Origin of the sequence: Nocardia barduliensis, assembly GCF_013315795.1 — a bacterium.
In the GTDB taxonomy this organism is placed as follows: Bacteria; Actinomycetota; Actinomycetes; order Mycobacteriales; family Mycobacteriaceae; genus Nocardia; species Nocardia barduliensis.
The window spans coordinates 1-22,775 of record NZ_JABLTE010000110.1 but is presented as its reverse complement, the minus strand read 5'-3'; the positions used below and the strand labels follow the sequence as shown (position 1 = coordinate 22,775).

Genomic DNA, 22,775 nt, shown 5'->3' with positions numbered 1-22,775 from the left:
GGCTTCGCCCCCCCGGACCCCCTTCCCGTGGTTGCGTTGGTCACATGCGTTTCGTTGTACCTGTACGTCGATTCATGACGTCATTCGCCGGAGCAGTGGAGCAGAATCGAGTGCGCGCATCCCCCCGCCGCCGTTTTGCCATTGCGTCCGCTTCCGCCGTTCCCGCCGATCAACCGCCTTCGTCAACCAGCGCTGCCGATTGCCTTCGTCAACCGCCTCTGCTGATCGCTTCAGTCGGGCGCTCTGATCGGGGCGATCTGACAGTCGACGCCCACATCGCTCTGTCGTGCTCGCGCACGTGCGGGTCTTGCAGCGGGTTCGCGGCCCGGTCTGTTCGGACCGGCCGCTGGGTACGCGACGCAGTTGCGGCAGCGGCCGGGCACGCGCAAAGTGGATGAACGGGTACTGAATCGCTGTGTCCGAGCTGCCGGAAACACCTCTTTGACCACGCGGTTTGGTGCTGGGAGCGGTGAGTGTGTAACCTCGTTCAAGACTTCACCGCGCTGGGGTCGAGCGTCCAGAGCTCGGTGCGGAAGTAGTCATGCCCCCTTAGCTCAGTCGGCAGAGCGTTTCCATGGTAAGGAAAAGGTCAACGGTTCGATTCCGTTAGGGGGCTCGCCGGATTGCCGGTGGTGACCGACTCGGCATCGCTCCCGTAGTGCGGGCTCGGCACCATGGCAATGCGACGCCGTGGCGGTGTAGCTCAGTCGGTAGAGCAAACGACTCATAATCGTTGTGTCGCCGGTTCAAGTCCGGCCATCGCTACCACAACCGATACAAGACCATCAGGTACCGGAAAGAAGGCATATCGTGGCCGCGAAGTCCACCGATGTCCGGCCAAAGATCACCTTGGCCTGCGAGCAGTGCAAGCACCGCAACTACATCACCAAGAAGAACCGGCGCAACGACCCGGATCGGCTGGAGCTGAAGAAGTTCTGCCCGAACTGCGGCACGCACCGGGCGCACCGCGAATCCCGCTAGTCCTCCGCGCGTGAACTACCGCGTGGTGTAGGCGCCGGGAGTCGCATCCCGGTATCTCGGGCCGTGGCACCGCGAGGGCCGGACAGCTGTCCGGCCCTGACGCATTTTCACGGTGCGGGTGCGGTGGTGAGCGCTCCGCAGACTCCGGGTGACGGGGTCAGATAGGTACAGTCCTCCCGTGACAATCAACACCGGTACAGACGAAGCGGTCCAGACGGGCGAGGAGCTCGACCCCGCGGCGAATGCCGCGGCGATGGTCGGTCACCACTACCGCGTCGACGACTACTACGAGGTCGGCCGCGAGAAGGTGCGTGAATACGCCCGCGCCGTGCAGGACTACCACCCGGTGCACTGGGACGAGGACGTGGCGCAGGAGTACGGGTACGACAACCTGCTCGCGCCGGTCACCTTCATCTCCCTGGTCGGCATCCTGGCCCAGCGCAAGCTGTTCGAGCAGGTCGTCACCGGTTACGACCTCAGCCAGATCATGCAGACCGACCAGATCCTCGAGTTCCATCGCCCGATCAAGGTCGGCGACCAGCTCACCTGCGACGTCTATCTGCATTCGTTCCGCCAGGCCTTCGGCGGCGACATCATGGTCACCAAGAACATCGTCACCGCGCAGAACGACGAACTGGTGCTCACCACCTACACCACCCTGGTGGGCCGCAGCGGCGCCGACATCGATCCGAACCTCAACGCGGCCGTCCGCAACGTGCTCATGCACGGCATCGGCGAGGAAGCGCCGGGACACAGCCCGCGCAGCACGCCCGCCGTGACCCAGGCACCCGCACCCGTCGCGCAGGCGCCGGAGGCAGTGCGCACCAAGCACGCCATCCGCTTCGATGACGTCTCGGTCGGCGACGAGCTGCCGACGCGTATCGTCCGGCTCACCCGCGGCGATCTGGTGAACTACGCAGGCGTCTCCGGCGACGCCAACCCGATCCACTGGAGCGACGAGGTCGTGAAGCTGGTCGGCCTGGACAACGTCGTCGCGCACGGCATGCTCACCATGGGTCTCGGTGGCGGGTTCGTCACTTCCTGGCTCGGCGATCCCGGCGCGATCAAGGAGTACAACGTCCGCTTCACCAGCCCGGTCTACGTGGGCACCGACGAGGCCGCCGAGATCGAGTACACCGGTAAGGTGAAATCGGTCGATCCGGAGTCGAAGACGGCGGTCGTGGCCATCGTGGCGAAGTCGGCCGGGAAGAAGATCTTCGGCCGCGCCACGGCCACGGTGCAGCTGGCCTGACCAGCTACGGCGACCCGGATTGGCTAATGGCGCGCACGGTAACGTACACTCAGGTTTCTGGGGTCGCCAGCCGCTGCGCGCTGCTCTGTGGGGCTGGTTCCAGGTGATCCGGGAGGATCGCCGACGGGGCCGGCAACTGCCGGAGTGGCGCGCGTGTTGTGTGACACCGGAGCACAACTGAATATCGAACAGTGGTTGGACGGACATCGATGTCCAACCGAAGGGGCGTAGCTCAACTGGCAGAGCAGCGGTCTCCAAAACCGCAGGTTGCAGGTTCAAGTCCTGTCGCCCCTGCCCTGATTGCCGGCGACGAGAGAGGATCGACGTGAGCGAGCGTAGCGAGCGAGCCATTGGCACAGCGCGCATCGCGCACGGCGGCACCGAGCGCAGCGAGGAGAAGGCGTGAGCGACGAGCGGGATATTCGCCGCGGCGCACATGCCGCCGACGACGGCGATGACACCGCCGCGACGGCACGGCCGAGCGGAAAGCGGTCTGCTCGGCGGACTCGTACTGCGTCCTCTCAGGTCGACACGGGCACGGTCGCCACGCTCGATCGTCCGTCGCGGAAGGCAACCAAGACCGATCGGGCCGAACGTAAGAAGTCGGGTAATCCGTTCAAGCGTTTGATCAAGTTCCTGCGTGAGGTCATCGCGGAACTGCGCAAGGTGATCTGGCCCAACCGGAAGCAGATGGTCACCTATACGAGCGTTGTTCTGGTGTTCGTGATTTTCATGGTCGCGTTCATCAGCGGGTTGGATCTGGCGTTCATCAAGGGTGTCAACTGGCTGTTCGGCTAGCTGAACACGCCGACGCCGGTAGCCGATCCCGGGGCGGACACGGGTGGAAGTATTTCGCCGCGCGCCCGGCCCGGCACGCAGAGGATGTACGTGACGACACAGGAAGCGAGTGCCCCAGTGAGCACCCCGGAGAACGACACACACGACAAGTTCCCGGCCGACGACGCGGTGGCCGAGCCCACCGACTCCGTCGAGGAGTTCGCGACCGACGAGCCCGCGGTCGAGGAATCGGAGCCCGCTGAGTCCGCCCCTGCCCCGGCCGTCGACGCCGAGCCCGCCGATCCCGTCGCCGAGATGAAGGCCGCGCTGCGGCGCGCCCCCGGCGAGTGGTACGTCATCCACTCCTACGCCGGCTACGAGAACAAGGTGAAGGCCAACCTCGAGACCCGCGTGCAGAACCTGGACCTGGAGGACTACATCTTCCAGGTCGAGGTGCCCACCGAAGAGGTCACCGAGATCAAGAACGGGCAGCGCAAGCACGTCAACCGCAAGGTGCTGCCCGGTTACATCCTGGTCCGGATGGAACTCAACGACGAGTCGTGGGGCGCGGTGCGCAACACCCCCGGCGTCACCGGATTCGTCGGCGCCACCTCGCGCCCCTCGCCGCTGTCCATCGATGACGTGGTGAAGTTCCTCGTCCCGGCCGCGCAGCAGCAGAAGAAGCCCGCCGCGGCGGCCGCTTCCGCGACCACCGAGACGGCGGGCGGCGAAGTCGCGCCGAAGCCGGTCATCGAGGTCGACTTCGAGGTCGGCGAGTCGGTGACCGTCATGGACGGTCCGTTCGCGACGCTGCCCGCCAGCATTTCCGAGGTCAACGCCGAACAGCAGAAGCTCAAGGTGCTCGTGTCGATCTTCGGCCGCGAGACTCCGGTCGAGCTGGCGTTCACCCAGGTGGCGAAGATCTAGCGCTCCGTTCCGTCAGCGACGGGAGGAATCGGCCCGTGCCGCGGGTTGATCCACCAGACTTGCAAAGAGCAAGGACAACAAACACCTAGGAAAGAAAGATGCCCCCCAAGAAGAAGAAGCTCGCCGGGATCATCAAGCTTCAGATCCAGGCCGGCCAGGCGAACCCGGCCCCTCCGGTCGGCCCCGCGCTCGGTCAGCACGGCGTCAACATCATGGAGTTCTGCAAGGCGTACAACGCCGCGACCGAGTCGCAGCGTGGCAACGTCATCCCGGTCGAGATCTCGGTGTACGAGGACCGGTCGTTCGACTTCAAGCTGAAGACCCCGCCCGCCGCCAAGCTGCTGCTGAAGGCCGCCGGCGTGCAGAAGGGCTCGGCGGAGCCGCACCGCAACAAGGTCGCCAAGGTGACCATGGACCAGGTGCGCGAGATCGCCAAGACCAAGCAGGAAGATCTGAACGCCAACGACATCGAGCAGGCGGCCAAGATCATCGCGGGAACCGCGCGTTCGATGGGCATCACCGTCGAAGGCTGAGCGCAACCGCTCCCTGGTGGGAGGGCCGGCCAGGCCCGATAACCACGTCTGAACTACAACACAGCGGCGCGAGCGACGGGCTCGGAGGCGGAAGCCTGCGTGACCACGGAGAGCTCCGAGAGCGCCGCCGATCGAACAGGACAGAGAATCATGGCAAAACGAAGCAAGGCGTACCTCGCCGCGGCCGAGAAGGTCGATCGCACCAAGCTCTACTCCCCGCTGGCCGCCGCGCGCCTGGCGAAGGAGACCTCCAGCACCAAGACCGACGCGACCGTCGAGGTCGCCGTGCGTCTCGGCGTGGATCCCCGCAAGGCGGACCAGATGGTCCGCGGCACGGTCAACCTGCCGCACGGCACCGGTAAGACCGCCCGCGTCATCGTGTTCGCGGCGGGCGAGAAGGCCGCCGAGGCCGAGGCCGCAGGCGCCGACGCCGTCGGCGCGGAGGACCTGATCGAGCGGATCCAGGGCGGCTGGCTGGACTTCGACGCCGCGATCGCCACCCCGGACCAGATGGCCAAGGTCGGCCGGATCGCGCGTGTTCTCGGCCCGCGCGGCCTGATGCCGAACCCGAAGACGGGCACGGTCACCACCGACGTGACCAAGGCCGTCAACGACATCAAGGGCGGCAAGATCAACTTCCGCGTCGACAAGCAGGCCAACCTGCACTTCGTCATCGGCAAGGCGTCCTTCGACGACACCAAGCTGGTGGAGAACTACGGCGCCGCGCTGGACGAGATCCTGCGTGCCAAGCCGTCGACCGCCAAGGGCCGCTACGTCAAGAAGGTGACGGTCTCGACGAACACCGGACCGGGCATCCCGGTGGACCCGAACCGCACCCGCAACCTCCTCGAAGAGGAAGCGTAAGTAGCAGCTGAGCTCGACCACAACGGCGGGAACGCATACGCGTTCCCGCCGTTGTGCGATCGGCGCTATGGCGTCTGATCACCCTGCGCGTCAGCCGATTTCCGCCATTCGAGCAGCATGGACTCGCCGGGCTGCGCGCCCCACGGCAGGAAGATCGCCACGAGTACGGCGCACACGGCGACCGCGCCCGCTGCCACCAGCGACGCGGCATGCGAACCTTCGAGCATCGCGGTCTTCATCGCGACGATCAGGTTCTCGCGCTGGGTCTCGAAGAACGGCGGCAGCGGACGTTTACGCATTTCGATCACACTGAGCAGGCTGGCTTTCACCAGGCCCTTCTCGTCGTCGTTCATCAGCCCGGCAGGTACGGCGTCGATGCGCGGCGCGATGCGGCTGCTGTAGTAGGAAGCCACGATCGAGCCGAGCACGGCGACGCCGAGCGTGCCGCCGATCTCCCGGGTGGTGTCGTTGACCGCGGATCCGGCGCCCGCCTCGTTCAGCGGCAGTGAGTTCATGATCGATTCGGTGGCCGGGCCCTGCACGATGGCCAGGCCGAGCGCCATCGAGACCATCGACGGCAGCACGTCGGTGAGATAGTCGCTGTCCACGGTCACCTGACCACCGAGGTAGAGACCCGCTCCGGTAAGCAGCAGACCGAACACGATGACCGGCGTGGCGCCGAGCCGTTGTGCGAGGAGGGTGGCGATGGGAGCGCCCGCGGCGACCGAGAACGCGAAGGGCAAAGAGGCGATGCCGAATTCGAGCGGCGTGTATTCCCGTACGCCCTGAAAATATTGGGTGATGAGGAAAAGGAAGCCGAACATCGAGAAATAGCCGACCGCGATGGCCAGCGCGGGCATGGAGAATCGACGATCGCGGAACAGTCGCAGATCGAGAATCGGTGTGGCGGTACGCAATTCCCAGGTGACGAATCCGGTGAGTAGCGCGGCGCCGAGCGCCGCGGTGCCCAGCGTCGGCGCCGACAGCCAGCCGTGTCGCGGCGCCTCAATGATCGACCACACGAGCGACGTGATGCCGGTGATGGACAGCGCTATGCCGAGCATGTCGAGTTCGCCCACCCGGGACGAGCGCGACTCGGGCACCCAGATCAGCGTCGCGACCGCAGCGACCAGCGCGGCAGGCACATTGATCCAGAACACCGCGTGCCAGCTGAAGTGTTCGAGCAACCAGCCGCCCGAGATGGGGCCGATGGCGATCGCGAAGCCCGCCATGGCGGTCCACGCGGCGATGGCGAGCGCGCGCTCCCTTCGTTCGGTGAAGATATTGATGATCAGCGCGAGCGTCGCGGGGAAGACGGCGGCGGCGAAGACGCCCATGGCGGCGCGCGCCGCGATGACCGCTCCCATGGAGTCCGACAGTGCGCCGCCGATCGACATGACGGCGACACCGGCCAGGCCGATCACCATGACCCGTCGGCGGCCGTACCGGTCGCCCAGGTTGCCGAAAGCCAGCAACAGTCCCGCGAAGGTCAGCGTGTACGCGTCGACCACCCATTGCAGGCCGCTGATGCCGGTGGACAGGTCGACGTCGAGGGAGGGCAGCGCCACGTTGACGATGGTGTTGTCCAGGACGACGAGTAGTTCCGCCAGGCAGATCACGGCCAAGGCGGCGAAGCGGGCGGTGCGTCGTTCCAGCACCTTCGGTGGATCGACTATGGAGGTTGCCATAGTTCGGCAGCGTAGAGGCTAACTGTCACCGCGAGTAACACTTTCCTTGGGCGATGTCGGCCACAGTCGGATTCAAATGTGAGGCGCGACACAGTTGCCGCACGGTGAACGCGTTTCGATCCGGTTCTCGCCGGGGTCGTTTTGGCAGATGGGAACCTGTGCAGGTACATTGGACGGCAGTTATCGACGAGTTCGATCGCTACCCAATCCGTTCTACCGAAGACCGTTGGTCGCCGATCCCGCATGGGTTCGGTCGAAGGTCCGGCGACATTGCCGGCGGCCCACGCAGGGAGAGCCGAGGCTGGGAATTGATCCGGGTCTTTGCCCGATCGGTTTTCTGTTGCGCCCCGGAACGCTCTGCGTTCGGGGCGTTTGTTTTGTCGCCGGCCCCTGATCGGTAGTTCGCGTATACGAACCGACCAATCAGAGAGGAGGCGAAGTATGGCGAAACCCGAGAAGGTCACCGCGGTCGAGGAGATCGCGGAGCAGTTCAAGAGCTCGACGGCCACCGTCGTCACGGAATACCGTGGCCTGTCGGTCGGCAAGCTCACCGAGCTGCGGCGCGCGCTCGGCGCCGAAGCCACGTACTCCGTCGCCAAGAACACCCTGGTCAAGCGGGCCGCTGCCGAGGCGGGCGTGGAAGGCCTCGACGACCTGTTCGTCGGACCGACCGCGATCACCTTCATCACCGGTGAGCCGGTCAACGCGGCCAAGGCCCTAAAGACCTTCGCGAAGGACAACAAGGCGCTCATCATCAAGGGCGGCTACATGGACGGCGCTCCGCTGTCCGTGTCCGAGGTCGAGCGGATCGCCGACCTGGAGACCCGCGAGGTGCTGCTGGCCAAGCTGGCCGGCGCGCTGAAGGGCAACCTGGCCAAGGCCGCCGGTCTGTTCAACGCTCCCGCCTCGCAGGTGGCCCGCCTGGCCGCCGCGCTGCAGGAGAAGAAGCAGGCCGAAGAAGGCGGAACTGCCGCCGAGTAAGACCGGGCGGCACGACTCGCCCGCATAGACATCAACTACCGAAAGGGAAACAACAATGGCCAACGTTGACGAACTGCTCGAGACCTTCGGCAACATGACCCTGCTCGAGCTGTCGGACTTCGTGAAGAAGTTCGAGGAGAAGTTCGAGGTCACCGCGGCTGCTCCGGTCGCCGTCGCCGCCGTCGGCGGTGCCGCGGCTCCGGCCGAGGCCGCCGAGGAGCAGGACGAGTTCGACGTCGTCCTCGAGGGCGCCGGCGACAAGAAGATCCAGGTCATCAAGGTGGTCCGCGAGATCGTCTCCGGCCTGGGTCTGAAGGAAGCCAAGGACCTCGTCGAGAGCGCTCCGAAGCCGATCCTGGAGAAGGTCGCCAAGGAGGCCGCCGAGGCCGCCAAGGCGAAGCTGGAAGAGGCCGGCGCGAAGGTCTCGGTCAAGTAATTCACGACCGAACACGCCGAACGGGCGGTCCCCTTTGTGGGACCGCCCGTTTGCGTTCACCGGCAATCTCGGCGCAATCGCCAATACCAAAAGGATTGCGGAGTTACTCTGCAGTCAGGTCGGGGTGTGCCCGGTCTCTCTCATGGGTTACAGTGACCGAACCCACTGTGACGTGACGCACCGCGATGCCCGAGCGCGCGGTTCGCCGGTGGGCAGCTCGCTGAGAATTGTGGAGGTTGGCGTGGGCGTCGAGGTCAGGACCGAGAGTGTAACCAAATCTTTCGGTTCACAGCGAATTTGGCAGGACGTATCTCTGACGTTGCCCTCGGGCGAGGTCAGTGCGCTGCTCGGCCCGTCCGGCACCGGTAAGTCGGTGTTCCTGAAGTCGCTGATCGGACTTCTGCGCCCGGAACGCGGCTCCATCTACATCGACGGCACCGATATCACCACCTGCTCCAACAAGGAGCTCTACGAGATCCGCAAGCTGTTCGGCGTGCTGTTCCAGGACGGCGCGCTGTTCGGGTCGATGAACCTGTTCGACAACGTGGCGTTCCCGTTGCGCGAGCACACCAAGAAGAGCGAATCCGAGATCAAGAAGATCGTCATGGAGAAGCTGGAGCTCACCGGTCTGCTCGGGGCCGAGGGCAAGCTGCCCGGCGAGATCTCCGGCGGTATGCGCAAGCGCGCCGGGCTGGCCCGCGCCCTGGTGCTGGATCCGCAGATCATCCTCGTCGACGAGCCGGACTCCGGTCTGGACCCGGTGCGCACCTCGTACCTGTCTCAGCTGCTGATCGACATCAACGCCCAGATCGACGCCACCATCCTCATCGTCACGCACAACATCAACCTCGCGCGCACCGTGCCGGACAACATCGGCATGCTCTTCCGTCGCCAGCTGGTCATGTTCGGTCCGCGCGAAGTGCTGCTCACCTCCGACGAGCCGGTGGTCAAGCAGTTCCTCAACGGCCGCATGATCGGCCCGATCGGCATGTCCGAGGAGAAGGACGAGGCGCAGATGGCGCGCGAGCAGGCGCTCGTGGACGCCGGGCACCATCACGGCGGCGCCGAAGAGGTCGAGGGCATCATCCCGCAGATGCGGGCCACGCCGGGTATGCCGGTGCGCCAGGGCGCGATCCGGCGCAAGGAGCGCGTCCGCGAGATCATGCACACGCTGCCCCACGCCGCCCAGGTCGCGATCCGCGAATCACTTGCGGATAACGACGACACGCAGGTGATGGCGTACAACAGCGGCGACCTGGCTAACTATCAGGGCGGCGCGTACGACACCACCGTGCGACACAACACAACTAACGGGTAACATCTGCGATCGTGAATTCGACCCTGGCGCGATTGCGAACTCCCCTGGAGTCGGGGTTTGCCCAGGCCGGCAATATATTTGCGCTGCTCATCGACGTTTTGCGGAAGACATTCCGTCGTCCCTTCGAGTGGCGGGAGTTCATCGAGCAGTCGTGGTTCATCGCGAGCGTCTCGATCCTGCCCAGCGCGCTGGTCGCGATTCCGTTCGGCGCGGTCGTGGCATTGCAGACCGGTTCGCTGATCAAGCAATTGGGCGCGGAATCCTTCACCGGTGCGACCAGTGTGCTGGCAACAGTCCAGCAGGCGGCTCCCGTCGTGACGGCCCTGATCATCGCGGGCGCGGCCGGGTCGGCGGTGGCCGCCGACCTCGGCTCGCGCACCATCCGCGAGGAGATCGACGCACTGGAAGTGCTCGGCGTCGATCCGGTGCGGAAGTTGGTGGTGCCCCGCGTGATCGGCATGATGCTGGTCGCGCTGCTGCTCAACGGCTTGGTCTCGGTGGTGGGCATCGCGGGCGGGTACTTCTTCAACGTGCTGTTGCAAGGCGGCACCCCGGGCGCGTACCTCGCGTCGTTCTCCGCTCTCGCGCAATTGCCGGACCTGTGGATCGGTGAGATCAAGGCGGCGGTGTTCGGCTTGCTCGCCGGTGTCATCGCCGCGTACAAGGGCTTGCATCCCAAGGGGGGCCCGAAAGGAGTCGGTGACGCGGTGAACCAATCCGTGGTGATCACATTCATGGTGCTGTTCTTCGTGAACCTCATCCTGACCCTGGTGTACCTACAGGTCGTCCCGGCCAAGGGCGCCTGACCGATGGCCACGTCATACCGAACCCCGGTCGCCAAGTCCATGCGCCGGGCGGGTGAAGTCGCTCGTATGCCGCTCAACGTCATCGACCGCGCGGGCGAGCAGATGTCGTTCTACACCCGCGCCATCGCGTGGATCCCGCGGACCGCTGTGCACTACCGCAAGGAAGTCATGCGGCTGCTCGCCGAGGTCACCTTCGGCACCGGCGCGCTGGCGGTGATCGGCGGCACCATCGGCGTCATCGTGTTCATGTCCGGCTCCGTCGGTGTGGTCGTCGGCCTGCAGGGCTTCAAGGCCCTCGACGCGCTCGGCAGCTCGGTGCTCACCGGCTTCCTCACCGCCTACATCAACACCCGCGAGATCGCGCCGCTGGTCGCGGCCCTCGCGCTCTCGGCGACGGTCGGTTGTGGTTTCACCGCGCAGTTGGGCGCCATGCGGATCTCCGAGGAGATCGACGCGCTCGAGGTGATGGCGGTGCCCGGCATACCGTTCCTGGTCACCAGTCGGGTGATCGCCGGGTTCCTCGCGGTGATCCCGCTCTACATCGTCGGACTGCTCGGCACGTTCCTGGCGTCCCGGATGATCAGCATCTGGTTCAACGGGCAATCCAGCGGGTCCTACGACCACTACTTCAGTCTGTTCCTGCCACCGGAGGACGTGCTCTATTCGTTCCTCAAGGTGCTGGTCTTCGCGTTCGTGATCATCATGGTGCACTGCTACTACGGGTTCCACGCCACCGGAGGACCCGCGGGCGTCGGCGTCGCGGTCGGCCGCGCGGTCCGCGCCGCGATCGTGCTGGTGAACATCCTCGACTTCTTCCTCAGCCTCGCGATCTGGGGCACCACCACCACGGTGCGGGTGGCCGGATGAGCCGCACCCAGACCTGGCGCTCGACCGAGAAACTGCGTATTCGAGTACTGGGCATCGCGTTCTTCGTCGTGGTCGCGCTGTTCCTGTGGGTCACCGTCGCGATCTACAACAAGCAGTTCGTGCGGACGGTGCACGTCGACCTGATCACCGACAGCGTTGGCAACGCGCTCACCCGCCACGCGGACGTCAAGGTGCGTGGCATCAACGTCGGCGAGGTGCGCTCGAGCAGGTCCGAGGGTGGCGAGGTGACCTTGAACCTCGCCATCGATCCGGAGAAGGCGCAGCAGATCCCGGCCAACGCGACCGCGCGCCTGCTACCCAAGACGCTGTTCGGCGAGCGCTACGTGGACCTGGTGATCCCGGAGGACCCCAGCACGCAGCACCTGACCGACGGCGTCACGCTGCGCCAGGACGTCAGCGGCAACGCCGTCGAGTTGAGCAAGTTGCTCGACGACCTGCTACCGCTCCTACAGTCCATCCCGCCGCAGGATCTCGCCGCCACCCTGGGCGCGCTGTCCCAGGCGCTGGCCGGTCAGGGCCTCGCCCTCGGCCAGACCGTGGACAAACTGGACGACGCCTTCCGCCGAGTCAATGTCGTGCTGCCGGATCTGCAAGCGGACCTGCGCAGTTTCGCCGAGGTGGCGGCCACCTACTCCGACGCCGCCCCGCAGCTGATCCAGGCCTTGGACAATCTCCGCACGACCAACGCCACGATCGTGCAGCGGCGCACCGACATCGACCTCCTCTACGCGACGCTGACGCCGACCTCGGCCACCACCACCGAGTTCCTGATCGCCAACCGCGACAACATCGTCGACGTGGCCGCCGACGCCCGTCCCGCGCTGGAGCAGCTGGCCTACTACTCGCCGAACTACGCCTGCGCGCTGGCGAACTTCGCGCAGCTCAAGCCGCGCATCGACCGAATCTTCGGCAAGGGCACCGACCAGCCCGGCTCCCGGGTGACCATCGAACTCACCAACACCCGCGGCAAGTACCTGCCCAACCAGGACGAGCCGCGCTGGCTGGACCCCAGAGGGCCGTGGTGCATCCCCGAGATGCCGCTCGGTGTCGACCCCGGCCAGTACACCGGCGGCCCGAACAACGACGGTTCCTACGCCGTCCCCAGCCGCAACCCCGGTGACCAGGAGATCGGCCACTTGGCGCCGCCGCAGTTCGGCGTCCACCCGGCGAGCAAGATGCCGACGATCGCGGGTTCGCCCATGGAGCAGCATTCGCTCGGCGCGATCTACGGCGCGGCCAACGGTGTCGCCCCGGACCAGGTGCCCGGCTGGGTGACCAGGGCCGGTGCGCCCGCGTTCCGCGGAAGCGAGGTGAGCGTGCGATGAAGGAGCGGCTACGCGGCCTGGGCGGGTCGCTGACCAAGCTGATCGTCTTCGTCGTGGTGACGTTGTTCGTGACCACGATGCTCGCGCTGTCCATCGCCAACTACAGCGGCGGCGGCACGGGATTCAAAGCCAGGTTCAGCGACGTCACCGCGCTCAACCCCGGCGACGAGGTCCGCATCGCGGGCGTCCGGGTCGGGAAGGTCACCAAGGTCTCGATCGTGGACAAGCGCGTGGCCGAGGTGAAATTCGATCTCACCGACCGGGACTGGCTGCCCGCCTCGACCACCGCCACGATCAAGTACCGCAACCTGGTCGGCCAGCGCTATATCGCGCTGGAGCAGGGGACCGGGGAGCAGGGCCACAAGCTGAACGAGGGCGGCACCATCCCGCTGGAGCGCACCAGGCCGGCGCTGAATCTGACCACGCTGTTCAACGGCTTCCGGCCGCTGTTCCGCACGCTGACGGCCGACGACGTGAACAAACTGTCCTTCGAGATCATCCAGGTCTTCCAGGGCGAGCAGGGCACCATCCGCGATCTGGTCGCCAGCACGGCGAACCTGACCAACAAGATCGCCGACAAGGACGCGGTGATCGGTGAGCTGACCCGCAATCTGACCGCCGTGCTGGACACGGTCAACCAGCGCGACGACCAGTTCGACCAGTTGATCGTGAACACCGAGGCGCTGATCAGCGGCCTGAACGCCGAACGCGACACGATCGGGCGCTCGGTGACCTCGCTCGCCGACCTGACCTCGGCGACATCGGACCTGCTCGTGCCGGTGCGCCCGACGCTGCAGGGCTCGATCGCGGGTCTGAGCCAGCTGACCGGCACGCTCGATGAGCGTCAGGACGAGGTGAACGAGGCGCTCTACAACCTGCCGCTGAAGATGGAGAAGCTCGGTCGCGCCGCCAGTTACGGCTCCTGGTTCCAGTTCTATCTGTGCGGCATCGACATCGTCGTCGGGCCGGGCGCGGTCGACGCGCCGCAGCTGAACCTGCCCGCCGGTCTGCCGACGATCAACCAGCCCTTGTACACCAACGCGGCGCCGCGCTGCCATGGGAAGGCTCGCTGATGGACGACCGCATTCTGCTCGGCAAGCGCAGCCCGGCCTTCCTCGGCGTGCTCGGCATCGCCATCGTGCTGCTGGTGACGGTCTCGGCGTTCTACCTCGACCGATTGCCGATCATCGGGGCGGGAACCAAGTACACCGCGGAATTCAGCGAGGCGGCCGGTCTCAAAAAAGGCAACGAAGTCCGGGTCGCGGGCGTCAAAGTCGGCTCGGTGTCCGACGTCCGGCTCGCCGGGGACCGGGTGCTCGTCGACTTCCGCACCAAGGACACCTGGATCGGCGACGCGACCACCGCGTCCATCCAGATCAAGACACTGCTCGGGCAGAAGTACCTCGCGCTCGACCCGCGCGGCTCGAAGCCGGCCGATCCGAGTTCGCGGATTCCGCTCTCGCGCACGGTGTCTCCGTACGACGTGGTGGACGCGTTCACCGACGCGGCGCGCACCATCGATCAGATCGACACCGCCCAGCTGGCCAAGAGCATGCAGGTGCTGTCGGAGGCGTTCGAGACGACCCCGCCGGAGATCCGCGGCTCCATCGACGGCGTCGCCCGTCTGTCGGAGACGCTGGCCAAGCGCGACCAAGAGCTGAAGAAGCTGTTCGCCGCCACCAGGCAGACCACCCAGATCCTCGCCGACCGCAATGCCGAGTTCGAGCGGCTGCTGGCCTCGGGCGGCCAGTTGCTCGCCGAGCTGAACATCCGGCAGCAGTCCATCCGGCAGTTGTTGTCCGGCGCCCAGACGGTCTCGGCGGAGCTGAGCGCGCTCGTGCACGACAACGAGGAGCAGATCGGCCCCGCGCTGACGAATCTGCGCGCCTCCATCGATCTGCTCAATGCCAACCAGCAGAACATCTCCAAGACGCTGGAACTCGCGGCGCCGTTCTACAGCCTCTACGCCAACGTGCTCGGCACCGGCCGCTGGTTCGACGCGGTGATCGTGAACGTGCTGCCGCCCGCACTGCCCGACATCCCCGGCTACCGTCAGCCGATCCGCACCTTGGGAGGTAACTGACGTGGCGGACAACTGGCGTAGCGATCCGGTCGGTGCGGTGCGCGGTTCCAGCCGCGGCGCCAAGGTGGGCATCGCGCTGGTCCTGGTCCTCGCGGTGCTGGTGGCGGTGGTGCTGTGGTGGCTGTTCAACCGGATGACCACCACCAGGATCACCGCGTACTTCGATCGTTCGGTCGGCATCTACGAGGGCTCGGACGTGCGGATCCTCGGCGTTGCGGTCGGCTCGGTGGATTCGGTGGAGCCGCGGGGCGATCAGGTCGAAGTCGTGATGAGCGTGGACCGCAAGTACGACGTGCCCGCGGGCGCACGGGCCGCTCAGATCACGCCCTCCATCGTCTCCGACCGCTACATCCAGCTCACCCCGGCCTACACCGGCGGCCCGAAGATGGCGCGCGACGCGACCATCCCGCGCGAGCGCACGGCCACGCCCGTCGAGGTCGACCAGCTGTACAAGAGCATCACCGAACTCTCCGACGCGCTCGGCCCGAACGGCGCCAACGCCGAGGGCGCGGTGAACGAGCTGGTGCGCACCGGCGCGGCGAACCTGGCAGGCAACGGCGAGGCGCTGGCCAACAGTCTGACCCAGTTGTCCAGGGCGGCGCGCTACCTGGCGGACGCACGCGGGGACATCTTCGACACGGTCAAGAACTTGCAGGCCTTCATCACCATGCTGGCCCAGAACGACCAACAGGTGCGGCAGTTCAACACCCAGCTGGCCGACCTGTCGACTTTCCTCGCCGAGGAGCGTCAGGACCTCGGCGCGGCGCTGCATCTGCTGTCGATCGCGCTGGGCGATGTCGCCCGCTTCGTCGACGACAACCGGGATCTGATCGCGAGCAACGCCGAAGGGCTGATCCAGCTCACCCAGACGCTGGCGGATCAGCGCAACGACGTGGCCGCCCTGCTGCCGGTGCTGCCGGTGGCGTTGAGCAACCTGATCAACGTGCACAATGCCGAATCGGGCACCCTCGATATGCGCGCCAACTTCCCGGAACTGCAGGACCCGTTCGGCGTGGTGTGCAAGATGCTCGACCTGTCCAAATTGATGCCCGGTGATCCCAAGTTCGAGGCGCTCGGCAGGCAGATGCGGCCGATCCTGGACCACTGCAAGGAGATCACCGACCAGATCACCGCCGGGGTGCAGACCCCGACGCTGAACCTGCCGTTCGGCATCCTCAGCGGCGAGAACCAGCAGCGCGACCCGGTGCCGGGCACGGTGCCCGGCACGCCGTCGGACCGGCTGCCGCCGTCGCAGGGAGGGGAGCGATGAGCATTCGAATCCGTTCCGCCGCGCGGGGGCTCGGCGCGGCCCTGGCGCTCGGCCTGTCCGCCGCGCTGGTCACGTCTTGCGCTGCCGACGGCATCTACAGCGTGCCGCTGCCCGGCGGCGCCGACGTGGGCGAGCGCCCGATGCACATCGACATCCAGTTCGACGACGTGCTCGACCTCGTGCCGCAGTCGGCGGTCAAGGTCGAGGGCGTGCCGGTCGGCCGGGTCGAGAAGATCAGCATCGGCAAGGACCAGTGGACGGCCACCGTGCGCACCCTGGTCAACTCGTCGGTCGACCTGCCCGCGAACGCGCGCGCCGAGGTCCGGCAGTCGAACCTGCTCGGCGAGAAGTTCATCGAGTTGTCCCGGCCCGCCGCCGATCCGGAGCCCACCCGCCTGACCGACGGCTCGGTCATCCCGGTCGACCGCACCCGGCACGCCACCGAGGTCGAGCAGGTGCTCGGCGCGCTGTCGCTGCTGCTCAACGGCGGCGGCGTCGCGCAGTTGCAGCCGATCGTCACCGAGCTGAACAAGACCCTCGGCGGTCGGGAAGACCGGGTGCGCTCGCTGATCGAGCAGGCGAACACGCTGATCGGTGGCCTGAACGAGCAGGTGGACGACATCACCCGCGCGCTGGACGGCCTCGACGTGCTCAGCGCCAGGGTCAGCAGGCAGACCGATCAGATCGGCAAGATTCTCGACCAGCTGCCGCAGGGCATCAAGATCCTGGAAGAGCAGCGCCCGCAACTGGTCGGCCTGCTCGCCCAGCTGGACCGGCTCGGCGAGGCCGGCTTCGACGTGTTGAACACCTCGAAGGACGACCTGATCCGCGACCTCACCGCCCTGCGGCCGACGTTGCAGGAGCTGGGCCGTTCGGCGCCGGATCTGGTCGCGGCCGTTCCGTTGATCCCGACCTACCCGTTCCCGGATTCGGCGCTGGAGAGCACCTTCGGCGGCAGTGTGAACACGTGGTTGTCGGTGGACCAGCAGATCGGCGTGACGCTCGGCAATCTCGGTGTGGGCAAACCCGATCCGGTGTACATCCCGCCGGTCGGGCCGCCCGTGCCGGTGAACCCGACCAATCCGTACTACAACGGCAACGGCCCGCGTCCGGGCTGGCCGACGGTGTCGATCCTGCCGCTGCCGCCACTGATGGCGCAGCCGCCCGCGCCCGGCGTGCCCGGTCCGGTCGGGGCGATCCTCGAGCAACTCGGCGTAGGGAGTGGTCCGCGATGACCCGTCTGGTGCGGTGGCAGCTCATCGCGTTCGTGGTGATCGCGGTGCTCGGCGTGGTGTACGTCGGCGGCAAGTACATCCGGCTCGACCACCTGTTCGGGCTCAACGAGTACACGGTGAAGCTGCGCGCGGCACAGACCGGCGGCATCTACAAGGGCGCCGAGGTGACCTATCGCGGCGTGCCGGTCGGCCGGGTCGGCGCGCTGGAGCTCACCGGCGAGGGCGTGGTGATGGATCTCGTCATCGACTCGAGTTCGCCGAAGATCCCGGCCTCGGCGAAGGCCGTGGTGGCCAACCGTTCCGCGATCGGCGAGCAGTACGTGGACCTGCAGCCCGACTCGGAGGCAGGCCCGTACCTGCGCGACAACTCCGAGATCACCTCGGCGACCCTGCCGGTGTCGGTCGAGGAGCTGCTGTCGAGCGTGGACACGTTCGCGGGCTCGGTGGACCTGAACGCGCTCAACACCACGGTCCGCGAACTCGGCAAGGCGTTCGACGGCAAGGGTGACGATCTGCAAGTGCTGATCGACTCGCTCAACCAGTTCACCGAGACCTTCCACGCGACGCTGCCGCAGACCGTCCAGCTGATCCGGGACGGCCGCGTCGCCCTCGGCACGCAGGCCGAGCAGTCCTCCGCGATCCGCGAATTCAGCGACGGCCTCGACAAGCTCACCGACCAGCTGCGCTCCAGCGACCCCGACGTGCGCAGGCTCATCGGCACCGGGACCGACGCGGGCGAGCAGCTCGGCGCGCTGATCGAGGAGAGCGGCGGCTCGCTCACCCAGGATCTGGCCAACCTGCGGCTGCTGCTGCAGGCGATCTCGCCGAAGTTCTACGCGATCAAACCCTTGTTGCAGATGCTCCCGCAGCTGTCGATCGGCGGGTCTTCCACCGCCCCCGGCGACGGGACCAGCCACTTCGGTCTGGTGCTCGAGGTCAACAATCCGCCCACCTGTACCGTGGGCTACGAGGGCACGTACCGCATTCTGGAGCAGATGAAGGCGCAGAACCCGGACTTCGACGACACGCGCGACGAGTTCCCGTTCAACAAGGACGCCAAATGTCTGGTGCCGTTCGGTAATCCGACCGCCGTCCGCGGCGGCGAGCGAGCCGAGTACGCCGACCCGGCCATCGTGCAGCCCTGGGACTCCAACCCCAAAACCGATCCGGAAAAGCTGAACCTGACTCCGGTCGCCGTGCAGTTGTCGACCCTGCTGGGGGTCACGCCGAAGCGGTGACCAGGAGCAATGACGTTAGGGTGTCTCGCGTGACTGACTGGACCGAGCGAACAACGGGCACGCGGCCCTGCTGCGCGACCGAGCCGAGCGACGGCGGGGCGCTGTCGTGACCGCCGATCCCACCGAGCAGGCCGATGCGGCGCCGGAGGCCGCCTCGGACACGGTGAAGGCAGTGCCGGACACGGCGAAGGCCGCCTCGGACACGGCGAAGGCAGCGGCGGACACGGCTGCCCCCTCCGCCGAGCCGGACGCAGGCGAGCGGAAGGCCGCTGCCGACCGGGCCGGCGCAAAGCTCGAGCACCCCCGTGGCACGTCCACGCTCGGCCGGCTGGCGTTGGCCGGCTCGTCCGCGCTGCTGGCGGTCGCCGTGATCGCTGCCGCGTGGTTCGGCGCGGGCTGGGTGCGCGCCGCGCTCACCGACGGGCCGCGCGCCGACGCCCGCGACACCGCCCTGGACGCCGCCCGCCAAGCCGCGCTCAATATGACCTCGATGAACATCGACGACGTGCCCGGCTCGCTGGCACTGGCCAGGTCCTCGATGACCGGCCCGCTGCTGGACTCGGCCACGAAGAACAAGGACCAGGCGGAGAAGCTGGCCCAGCAGAGCGGGATCGGGATGACCTCGAAGGTGCTCGGCGCCGCGCTCACCTCGCTCAACAGCGAGGAGGACAAGGCGTCGGCCCTGGTCGTGCTGCATGTCACGGAGAACGGCAAGGACAAGCCGCCCGCCGACTACCGCTACACCTGGACCGTCGACCTGGCCAAGGACGGGGCGGTCTGGAAAGCCGAGCAGATCTCTTCGCTCAGCCAGCCGGTGTTGTTGAGCGGCGGCCCCGCCCAGCAGACGGCCGCACCGGCGGCCGACCAGCCCGCCGCGCCGAAGCCGGGATCGTAGGAGGACACCCATGACGTCGCGCCGACCGGTCAACCGCGTCACCTCCAAGCGCAGGCCCGCCACGCAACCGGCGCGGGCCGGGTCCACGCGGGTCGAGCGGCCCACGGCGGCCCGTAGACCACGCGTCGCGGGCGCTGCCCGGCCCACTGCCGAACCGGGCGCCGCGCACACCGAACAACGTCTCGGCGCGCGCGGCATGTCGCGGTGGCGGGGTTCGGCGCCGCGGAAGCCGAAGCCTGATCGCGCGCGGCGGCCGCAGGCGGGGCGCCCGCGCTGGGGGGTGATCGCGGCCATGCTGATCGCGGCGATCCTGCTGGGCGGTTTCGCGTGGTTCGCGGCGCAGCGGCCCGGGGTCGACACGTCGAACCGGGCCTATGTGGACAACGAGGCCACTCAAGAAGTGCGGGCGGCCGCCGACAATGCCCTGCGGGCCGTCTACGCCTACGACGTGAAGAATATCGACGGCTACCGGGACACCGCGAAACAGGTGCTCACCGGAAAGATGCTGGCCGATCTGGACAAGTACGCCGACACCACCATTTCGGCGGTCAAGCAGGCCCAGACCAGTGCCGACGCGAAAGCCGATCCGATTGCCGTGACGTTGCTCACTCGCGATCGCGCGGAAATCATCGTCAATCTGGTGGTCAGCGCGACCAAGGACGGCGTGGCGCAGCAGAGCGTCGCCGGTCCGGTGGTCCTGCACATGCAGAAGGTGGACGGACGCTGGCTGGCCAGCGACATCGTGGACCAGTAACGGCCGCCGTATCAGCCGGGATGACGCAGCGCGGCAGGCGATCTCGTCGGCGCTCCGGCCGGGCCTGCCACTTGACGAGTTTCGCCCGAACCGTCACGCTATTCACAACAGCGGCAGCTGTCACAGTGGCTTCCAGCGCACCGCGGCTCACGACGCAGCCAGCGAATTCGGCCCGGCGCGCCAGCCATGCGGACGATCACACGGGTGGTACTTTGACACCCCCGTGTACTTGGGTGTAGGTTTGGACGTTGCGCTGGCTGCCTCCTGTCCATACCTCGATTCGCACACGTAAGTCCCACCCTTCCGGTGTTACTTCCGTTGGTGCCTGTTCGAGTTTCGTTCGGGTCGTAACCAGCGGAATTCGTAGCAGACAAGCGACGGTCGCGGACCACCACGCGACGCGCGTGAGGTGCTGGAAGGACGCATCTTGGCAGTCTCCACCCAGACCAAGGCAGTTGCCGGAATCCCCGGAGCCCCGTTGCGGGTGTCTTTCGCGAAGATCCGTGAACCCTTGGAGGTGCCCGGACTTCTCGATCTACAAACGGAATCGTTCGCCTGGTTGATCGGTTCTCCGGATTGGCGTGAGCGCGCGGCCGCTCGCGGCGACGTCGGCCTAGTCGGAGGCCTCGAGGAGGTACTCGAGGAGCTGTCCCCGATCGAGGACTTCTCCGGCTCCATGTCCCTGTCCTTCTCCGACCCACGCTTCGAAGAGGTCAAGGCCTCGATCGATGAGTGCAAAGACAAGGACATGACCTATGCGGCTCCGCTGTTCGTCACGGCGGAGTTCATCAACAACAACACCGGTGAGATCAAGAGCCAGACGGTCTTCATGGGTGACTTCCCGATGATGACCGACAAGGGCACGTTCATCATCAACGGCACCGAGCGCGTGGTCGTCTCGCAGTTGGTCCGTTCGCCGGGCGTCTACTTCGACCACAGCGTCGACAAGGGCACGGAGAAGGACCTGCACAGCGTGCGCGTCATCCCGTCGCGCGGCGCGTGGCTGGAGTTCGACGTCGACAAGCGCGACACCGTCGGCGTTCGCATCGACCGCAAGCGCCGCCAGCCGGTCACCGTGCTGCTCAAGGCGCTGGGGTGGACCACCGAGGAGATCGTCGAGCGCTTCGGCTTCTCCGAGATCATGATGTCGACCCTGGAGAAGGACAACACCGCCGGTCAGGACGAGGCGCTGCTGGACATCTACCGCAAGCTGCGCCCGGGCGAGCCGCCGACCAAGGAGTCGGCGCAGACCCTGCTGGAGAACCTGTTCTTCAAGGAGAAGCGCTACGACCTGGCGCGCGTCGGCCGGTACAAGATCAACAAGAAGCTCGGCATCCACTTGGGCGAGCAGGTCATCGGTTCGGTGCTGACGAAGGAAGACATCGTCAACACCATCGAGTACCTGGTGCGCCTGCACTCGGGCGACAAGACCATGACCGCCCCCGGCGGCGTGGAGGTCCCGGTGGAAGTGGACGACATCGACCACTTCGGCAACCGTCGTCTGCGTACCGTCGGCGAGCTGATCCAGAACCAGATCCGGGTCGGTCTGTCCCGGATGGAGCGCGTGGTCCGGGAGCGGATGACGACTCAGGACGTCGAGGCGATCACGCCGCAGACCCTGATCAACATCCGCCCGGTCGTCGCGGCGATCAAGGAGTTCTTCGGAACGTCCCAGCTGTCGCAGTTCATGGACCAGAACAACCCGCTGTCGGGCCTGACCCACAAGCGCCGCCTCTCGGCGCTCGGCCCGGGTGGTCTGTCCCGTGAGCGCGCCGGCCTGGAAGTCCGCGACGTCCACCCGTCGCACTACGGCCGGATGTGCCCGATCGAGACGCCGGAAGGCCCGAACATCGGCCTGATCGGCTCGCTGTCGGTGTACGCGCGGGTCAACCCGTTCGGCTTCATCGAAACCCCGTACCGCAAGGTCGTCGACGGCCGGGTAACCGACGAGGTTCGTTACCTGACCGCCGACGAGGAGGACAGGCACGTTCGCGCGCAGGCCAACTCGCCGGTCGACGCCGACGGCCGCTTCCTCGAGGACCGGGTGCTGTGCCGCCGGGGCAACGAAGAGAACGAGCTCGTCGCCGCCACCGAGGTCGACTACATGGACGTGTCGCCGCGTCAGATGGTGTCGGTCGCGACGGCGATGATCCCGTTCCTCGAGCACGACGACGCCAACCGCGCCCTGATGGGCGCGAACATGCAGCGTCAGGCTGTGCCGCTGATCCGTTCCGAGGCGCCGATCGTGGGCACCGGTATGGAGTTGCGTGCGGCCGTGGACGCCGGCGACGTCGTGGTGAACGAGAAGGCCGGTGTGGTCGAGGAGGTTTCCGCCGACTACGTCACGGTGATGGCCGATGACGGGACGCGTAAGTCCTATCGGATGCGGAAGTTCGCCCGGTCGAATCAGGGTACGTGTGCTAATCAGCGTCCGATTGTGGATGAGGGTCAGCGGGTGGAGCGTGGTCAGGTTCTGGCTGATGGTCCGTGCACCGAGAACGGTGAGATGGCCTTGGGTAAGAAC

At 66.7% G+C, this 22,775-nt stretch carries 20 protein-coding genes, 3 tRNA genes and 1 pseudogene; 23 read left to right on the top strand and 1 reads right to left on the bottom strand.

From position 1 onward, the window contains the following. The first annotated feature begins 543 nt into the window (after positions 1 to 543). From HOV91_RS32145 to rplA, 9 genes are all read left to right on the top strand, one after another. A tRNA-Thr gene (locus HOV91_RS32145) sits at positions 544 to 616 on the top strand. Between the two features lie 76 nt (positions 617 to 692). Then, positions 693 to 768 (top strand) — tRNA-Met (locus tag HOV91_RS32140). A gap of 42 nt (positions 769 to 810) precedes the next feature. Next, on the top strand, positions 811 to 981 hold the full coding sequence (gene rpmG, locus HOV91_RS32135; protein WP_011211653.1) for a 50S ribosomal protein L33: 171 nt from the start codon (positions 811 to 813) through the stop codon (positions 979 to 981). Positions 982 to 1,165: 184 nt separating this feature from the next. Further along, positions 1,166 to 2,233: a fused (3R)-hydroxyacyl-ACP dehydratase subunits HadA/HadB gene (locus HOV91_RS32130; RefSeq protein ID WP_312884837.1), complete on the top strand. Its 1,068-nt coding sequence runs from the start codon at positions 1,166 to 1,168 to the stop codon at positions 2,231 to 2,233. Between the two features lie 221 nt (positions 2,234 to 2,454). Further along, positions 2,455 to 2,527 (top strand) — tRNA-Trp (locus tag HOV91_RS32125). 108 nt (positions 2,528 to 2,635) lie between these two features. Further along, positions 2,636 to 3,031, top strand: a complete 396-nt coding sequence (secE, locus tag HOV91_RS32120; RefSeq protein WP_174189049.1) for a preprotein translocase subunit SecE — start codon at positions 2,636 to 2,638, stop codon at positions 3,029 to 3,031. 117 nt (positions 3,032 to 3,148) lie between these two features. Continuing rightward, entirely contained in the window at positions 3,149 to 3,937 is a 789-nt protein-coding gene (gene nusG, locus HOV91_RS32115) for a transcription termination/antitermination protein NusG (RefSeq protein WP_043733217.1), read from the top strand. 98 nt (positions 3,938 to 4,035) lie between these two features. After that, entirely contained in the window at positions 4,036 to 4,470 is a 435-nt protein-coding gene (gene rplK, locus HOV91_RS32110) for a 50S ribosomal protein L11 (protein WP_063051596.1), read from the top strand. Positions 4,471 to 4,620: 150 nt separating this feature from the next. After that, entirely contained in the window at positions 4,621 to 5,334 is a 714-nt protein-coding gene (gene rplA / locus HOV91_RS32105) for a 50S ribosomal protein L1 (RefSeq protein WP_174189048.1), read from the top strand. 65 nt (positions 5,335 to 5,399) lie between these two features. On the opposite strand, the pseudogene HOV91_RS32100 reads toward rplA, so the two are convergent. Next, positions 5,400 to 7,025 (bottom strand): annotated as a pseudogene (locus HOV91_RS32100) (MFS transporter); the annotation flags it as partial. Positions 7,026 to 7,463: 438 nt separating this feature from the next. Here HOV91_RS32100 and rplJ point away from each other — a divergent pair. The 14 genes from rplJ to rpoB all read left to right on the top strand — a co-directional run. Continuing rightward, the gene (gene rplJ / locus HOV91_RS32095; protein ID WP_174189046.1) at positions 7,464 to 8,003 is read left to right on the top strand and encodes a 50S ribosomal protein L10; all 540 of its coding nucleotides are present in this window, start codon (positions 7,464 to 7,466) and stop codon (positions 8,001 to 8,003) included. A gap of 55 nt (positions 8,004 to 8,058) precedes the next feature. After that, entirely contained in the window at positions 8,059 to 8,439 is a 381-nt protein-coding gene (gene rplL / locus HOV91_RS32090) for a 50S ribosomal protein L7/L12 (protein ID WP_043733084.1), read from the top strand. Between the two features lie 241 nt (positions 8,440 to 8,680). Next, positions 8,681 to 9,757 carry an ABC transporter ATP-binding protein gene (locus HOV91_RS32085; protein WP_174189053.1) on the top strand — a complete coding sequence of 359 codons (1,077 nt, stop codon included), beginning with the start codon at positions 8,681 to 8,683 and terminating at the stop codon, positions 9,755 to 9,757. An 11-nt stretch (positions 9,758 to 9,768) separates the two neighbouring features. Next, entirely contained in the window at positions 9,769 to 10,563 is a 795-nt protein-coding gene (locus HOV91_RS32080; RefSeq protein WP_051046989.1) for an MlaE family ABC transporter permease, read from the top strand. A 3-nt stretch (positions 10,564 to 10,566) separates the two neighbouring features. Continuing rightward, positions 10,567 to 11,430, top strand: a complete 864-nt coding sequence (locus HOV91_RS32075; RefSeq protein WP_438822712.1) for an MlaE family ABC transporter permease — start codon at positions 10,567 to 10,569, stop codon at positions 11,428 to 11,430. Beyond that, positions 11,427 to 12,776, top strand: a complete 1,350-nt coding sequence (locus HOV91_RS32070) for an MCE family protein (protein WP_174189045.1) — start codon at positions 11,427 to 11,429, stop codon at positions 12,774 to 12,776. The genes HOV91_RS32075 and HOV91_RS32070 overlap by 4 nt, the downstream gene beginning before the upstream one ends. Then, positions 12,773 to 13,849, top strand: a complete 1,077-nt coding sequence (locus HOV91_RS32065; RefSeq protein ID WP_174189044.1) for an MCE family protein — start codon at positions 12,773 to 12,775, stop codon at positions 13,847 to 13,849. Before HOV91_RS32070 ends, HOV91_RS32065 begins: the two co-directional genes overlap by 4 nt. After that, positions 13,849 to 14,859: an MCE family protein gene (locus HOV91_RS32060; RefSeq protein WP_246351246.1), complete on the top strand. Its 1,011-nt coding sequence runs from the start codon at positions 13,849 to 13,851 to the stop codon at positions 14,857 to 14,859. The genes HOV91_RS32065 and HOV91_RS32060 overlap by 1 nt, the downstream gene beginning before the upstream one ends. A gap of 37 nt (positions 14,860 to 14,896) precedes the next feature. Then, positions 14,897 to 16,129, top strand: coding sequence for an MCE family protein (locus HOV91_RS32055; RefSeq protein WP_174189050.1), 1,233 nt, complete (start codon positions 14,897 to 14,899; stop codon positions 16,127 to 16,129). Further along, positions 16,126 to 17,364, top strand: coding sequence for an MCE family protein (locus HOV91_RS32050; RefSeq protein WP_174189043.1), 1,239 nt, complete (start codon positions 16,126 to 16,128; stop codon positions 17,362 to 17,364). The genes HOV91_RS32055 and HOV91_RS32050 overlap by 4 nt, the downstream gene beginning before the upstream one ends. After that, complete coding sequence (locus tag HOV91_RS32045; RefSeq protein ID WP_174189042.1) at positions 17,361 to 18,602, top strand: MCE family protein; 1,242 nt, start codon at positions 17,361 to 17,363, stop codon at positions 18,600 to 18,602. The genes HOV91_RS32050 and HOV91_RS32045 overlap by 4 nt, the downstream gene beginning before the upstream one ends. Positions 18,603 to 18,708: 106 nt before the next feature. Then, complete coding sequence (locus HOV91_RS32040) at positions 18,709 to 19,497, top strand: hypothetical protein (RefSeq protein ID WP_174189041.1); 789 nt, start codon at positions 18,709 to 18,711, stop codon at positions 19,495 to 19,497. A gap of 10 nt (positions 19,498 to 19,507) precedes the next feature. Continuing rightward, positions 19,508 to 20,251 (top strand): hypothetical protein, encoded by a 744-nt coding sequence (locus HOV91_RS32035; protein ID WP_174189040.1) that lies wholly within the window; start codon positions 19,508 to 19,510, stop codon positions 20,249 to 20,251. Positions 20,252 to 20,660: 409 nt separating this feature from the next. Beyond that, the coding region (rpoB, locus tag HOV91_RS32030) for a DNA-directed RNA polymerase subunit beta (RefSeq protein ID WP_174189039.1) at positions 20,661 to 22,775 on the top strand (2,115 nt) is incomplete at its 3' end.